Raw genomic sequence first — 4474 nt, 5'->3', positions numbered from 1 at the left:
GATCAATACCAGCCGGGGAAAAGGATTCAGGCGTCACGATGGTCGCTCCGGAGCTGAGGTCGATCTGGTCTGAGGAAGGTCGTGGGCTGCCCCGGCCCGAACGGTTCGAGTGGGGACGGGAGCATGGGAGGGGGCGTGCGGCCGTCCGGCTGTGCCGGGTCTCGGCTCACACGGGCGCCTTCTCCACCGCCAGCGAATGAAGGAACCGCATCAAGGTCATCAGCACGTCCCGGCTGGACGCCCGCCGGCGTGCGTCGCACTCGACGATGGGGATGTCCTCACTGAGGTCGAGCGCGGCGCGGAGGTCCTCGAGGGGGTGGCGGGGACCGTCCGGGAAGGTGTTGACGGCTACGACGAACGGCACGCCCCGTTCCTCCAGGCGGTCCATGACGTCGAAGCTGACTTCGAGGCGTCGGGTGTCCACCAGGACCACCGCGCCGAGTGCGCCTTCGAACAGGCCGTTCCACAGGAACCAGAAGCGTTCCTGGCCGGGGGTGCCGAAGAGGTACAGCACCAGTTGCTCGGTGATGCTGATGCGGCCGAAGTCCATGGCCACGGTGGTGGCCGTCTTGGTCTCGGAGCCGTAGTTGTCGTCGACCCCGATGCCGGCCTGGGTCATGGTCTCCTCGGTGGTCAGCGGTTTGATCTCGCTGACTGAGCCGACCATGGTCGTCTTGCCGACGCCGAAGCCGCCGACGATGACGATCTTCACCGCCGCTTCGGCGGTGTGGGGCAGGTGGTCCTCCGTGCGCGGACCGGGGATGGTGTCAGAGCCTTTGAAGTCCATGCATCACCGCTTCGAGGAGGGAACGGTCGGCGAGCGCCTGGCGGATCACGGGGGCGCGCGCCGTCACCAGTTCGGCCGTCAGCAGCTCGGTGAGCAGGACGGTCACCACGCTGAACGGCAGGTTGAGATAGGCCGACAGCTCGGCCACGGACAGGGGGGCCGTGCAGAGCCTGAGCAGCGCCGCCTGCTCGGGCGTGGCGGAGGGCGGCGGGTCGGCGTGCGCCACGATTAAGGTGACCAGGTCGAGCTCCGAGCGCTCGGCTCCGTCGGGGCCGGTGATGACGTACAGCCGCTCGGGGTTCTTCTTCTGTCCCTCGGGTGGAGCCTGGCCCTCCTGCGGGGGTTGCGGCGTCGGTTCGGGACCGGCCTTGGGGGATCGCCGTCGGCGTTGTGGAGGAGTCATACGGTCTGCCCGTTGCGTCGGGGCGGGCTGGTGAGGTGCGCGCCGATGCGGACGACCAGGTCGCTCATGCGAGCGCTCATGTGGCCGGGTTCGGTGATGATGTCGGAGAGCACCGCGAGATAGGCGTTGGGGCCGGCGGCCATCAGGTAGAAGTAGCCCCCGTGGATCTCGATCAGGACCATCTTCATCTTGCCGTCGCTGCCGGGGATCTCCCCGGCGACGGCGCCCGCCAGGCTCTGCAGGCCCGCGCAGGCCGCGGCGACGCGGTCGGCGGTGTCCGGGTCACCGCCGTGCCGGGCGATGCGCAGGCCGTCGGCGGAGAGCACCACGATCATCTGGATGCCCGGTACGCCTTTGGCGAGGTCCTGGAGCATCCAGTCGAAGTTGCCTCGCTGCTGGATCACTTGAGGTTCCCCTCGTCTTCGGCCTCGGTACGGGCCGGTTCGTCGGTCGGCTGACTGGCTGTGGAAGCGGTGGGGCGCTTGAGGCCGTCCATGAACGCCTGGACCCACAGGCCCGGCGGGGTGTCGTCCGGCTTCGGCTCCGGTTCGGGTTCACGGCGGGCCGTCGACCAGATGGTCGGGCGGCCCTCCCGCTCGGCGCGTTCGATCTCGGCCTGCTCGGCATAGCGCTGAGTGAGCGAGGTCTTGACCCGGCTGCGGCGCTGGGGCAGCCCGTTGGCCGTCCACTCGGTGACCTCGGGGACGTCGTCCTCCATGGACACCGGCGCCGTGAACTTGGGGCTCGTGGGGCGGCGCTTCTTGATCGTGCGCTTGGGGCCGGGCAGGGCGCCGAGTTCGGCCTTGGGCACGGCGGTGGCGCCGATGCCGTGGGCGAGTCCGACGCCGGGCTCGTCGGTGAGCATGTCGCTGGGGACGACGAGGATGGCGCGGACCCCGCCGTACGCGGAGGCGCGCAGGGAGACTTGCATGTTGTACGCCTGGCAGAGCCGGCCCACCACGGCGAGGCCGAGGCGCGGCGACTCTCCCAGGTCCTGGAAGTCCACGCCGGCCTTGGCCCGCTCCAGCATTCCCTCGGCCCGCAGCCGGGCCTCCTCGCTGAGGCTGACGCCGGCGTCCTCGATCTCGATGCAGACTCCGGTCTGCACCTCGGTTGCGGTGACGTGCACCTTGCTCTGCGGCGGCGAGTACCGCGTGGCGTTGTCGAGGAGTTCGGCCGCGGCGTGGATGACCGGCTCGACGGCGGTGCCCTTGACGTTGACCTTCGCGATCGAGGAGAGGTCGATGCGCCGGTATTCGAGGATCCGGGACATGGCGCCGCGCAACACGCTGTAAAGCGCGACGGGCTCGGGCCACTGACGGCCGGGGCGGCCGCCGCCGAGCACGGAGATCGAGTCGGCGAGCCGGCCGATCAGCGCGGTGCCGTGGTCGATGCGCAGGAGGTCGTCGAAGACCTCGGGGTTGCGGCCGTGGTCCTCCTCCATCTCCCGCAGTTCGTTGGCCTGCTGGTGGACGATGGCCTGCACACGGCGGGCGATGTTCACGAAGGAGCGCTGCGCGGCGTCGCGCATGATCTCCTCGGTGTCGACGATGTTGAGCACCGTCTTCAGCAGCCGGATCTGCGGCTCGGGCAGGTCCGCCCACGCGGGGTCGTACTCGCCGAGTTGGCGAATCACCTCTCCGGGGGAACTTCCGCGCCGGAGCCAGTCCAGCGCGGTGGGAGCGATCTCCTTGGCGAACCGGATCATGTCCTGGTCGTTGTCGGCGAGACGCTGCTTCAGGTGAGCCGTGTGACGGATGTGCTCGAGTCGCTGCTCACGCAGTTCACGACCGCGCCGCACCGCCTCGGCCGCCACCGCGATCACCAGCAGCGTGGCAACCGCACCGCACAGGGCGACGGCGGCCTGGGCGGGCTTCTGCACCGCCGCGACGGCGGCCCCGGTCACCGCGGCCATGACTATGGCGGGCAGCAACAGTACGCGCGCGTAGGGAAGTTCACGCCGTCCTGGGGGGGATTGAACACTCACCATGTGGGCCCTCTGAGACGTATCGACGGGGAGTCGCACATATAGGGAACAAGCGCACGAATACACATCAACTCGGTGCGCTGCGGGCGAGCTTAGTCCTACCGGATCATCGCCGTGTCATATTCAGCAAGCACCTGAATCGGGCATTGCGACTGGAGTACCCTCGGTCATTTGCACGCTGAGGATTGACTCGAACACACTCCGTCATGGCGTATGCGCGTACGAACATCACTCACCGCGACAGGTGAAGAATGCCTTCCCGTCGGGTCCTGCCCGCAACCCGCTCAGATTCCGGCGATGCGCAGCGCCGCGTCCGCGGTGGCCTCCGCGAACACCGCGACGGGGCGGTCGGGTTCGGAGCGGTGGACGAGGATGACTCCCTCGATCAGACCGAACACCAGGTCCGTACGGAGATCGAGCTCACTCTTGGCGAGTGCGCCACCCACGGGCGTGGCGGTCAGCAACTGCCGGTAGGCGTCCTTGAGTTCGGCCCGCACGGCATGGAAGCCCGCGAACCGCTCGGCGCGCACCTCGGGCAGCAGATACAGGCCGCCGAGGTTGTACGGCCCCCCGCACAGCACCTCGACGTCGGCCCGACACAGCTCCCACAGCCGGCTCCCGGCCGGTGCCGTGTCGTCGGCGAGCAGCTCACGGGCGTACGTCAATGAGGGCGTGACGGTGGACTCCAGGAGCTCGGCGAGGAGCTCCTCCTTGCCGGAGACGTAGTGGTACATGGAGGCCTGGCGCATACCGGCCCGCTCGGCGACGGCTCGCGTACTGGTGGCGGCGTACCCGAGGGTGGTGAACAACTCGGCTGCGGCGACGAGGAGTTCCTCACGGGGGGCGAGTCCACTGTCCGGCCGCCGCGCCGCCCGCGGCCGCCCGACCCGCCGCCCGGACGCCGCGCCACCTGTCGTACCCATGCGTTCGATCCTCGCACACGGGGCCAGACCACACAGCGCCGGACGACACGGGCTCACGGCACACCGGGCCGGGGCACACTGCGCCAGACGACACGGGCCCACGGCACACCGAGCCGGGACACACCGCACCAGACGACACGGGCCCACGGCACACCGAGCCGGGGCACACCGCACCGGACGACACGGGCCCACAACACACCGGGCCAGGCCAGGCCACACGGCACCAGAGAACACAGTGCCGCAGCACATGTGGACGCGGCACACAGCCGGACGCCAGTGGACGCGAGAGCATCTCCGGCAAGCACCACACCCCGCGCCGCGCCCCCGCAGCACCCCAGGGGCGCGGGGAACTGCGCGACCAGCCCCCACCGAGC

General features: G+C 69.6%; 5 protein-coding genes. All 5 read right to left on the bottom strand.

Annotation, left to right across the window (positions count from 1 at the left end):
* Window positions 1-166: 166 nt before the first annotated feature.
* The 5 genes from EHS43_RS38295 to EHS43_RS38275 all read right to left on the bottom strand — a co-directional run bounded on the left by EHS43_RS38295 (window position 167) and on the right by EHS43_RS38275 (window position 4100).
* A complete protein-coding gene (locus tag EHS43_RS38295; protein ID WP_125195206.1) occupies window positions 167-787 on the bottom strand; it encodes an ATP/GTP-binding protein in 621 nt (206 codons plus the stop codon).
* Window positions 768-1190, bottom strand: coding sequence for a DUF742 domain-containing protein (locus EHS43_RS38290; RefSeq protein ID WP_125195205.1), 423 nt, complete (start codon window positions 1188-1190; stop codon window positions 768-770). Before EHS43_RS38290 ends, EHS43_RS38295 begins: the two co-directional genes overlap by 20 nt.
* Window positions 1187-1594, bottom strand: a complete 408-nt coding sequence (locus EHS43_RS38285; RefSeq protein ID WP_007380839.1) for a roadblock/LC7 domain-containing protein — start codon at window positions 1592-1594, stop codon at window positions 1187-1189. Before EHS43_RS38285 ends, EHS43_RS38290 begins: the two co-directional genes overlap by 4 nt.
* On the bottom strand, window positions 1591-3180 hold the full coding sequence (locus EHS43_RS38280; protein WP_125195204.1) for a sensor histidine kinase KdpD: 1590 nt from the start codon (window positions 3178-3180) through the stop codon (window positions 1591-1593). Before EHS43_RS38280 ends, EHS43_RS38285 begins: the two co-directional genes overlap by 4 nt.
* Before the next feature lie 281 nt (window positions 3181-3461).
* Window positions 3462-4100, bottom strand: a complete 639-nt coding sequence (locus EHS43_RS38275; RefSeq protein ID WP_125195203.1) for a TetR/AcrR family transcriptional regulator — start codon at window positions 4098-4100, stop codon at window positions 3462-3464.
* Window positions 4101-4474 lie beyond the last annotated feature (374 nt).

Source organism: Streptomyces sp. RP5T, from assembly GCF_003933965.1.
GTDB lineage: Bacteria > Actinomycetota > Actinomycetes > Streptomycetales > Streptomycetaceae > Streptomyces.
Note: the sequence above shows the minus strand (reverse complement) of the source record. Positions and strands in the feature narration are given on the sequence as shown.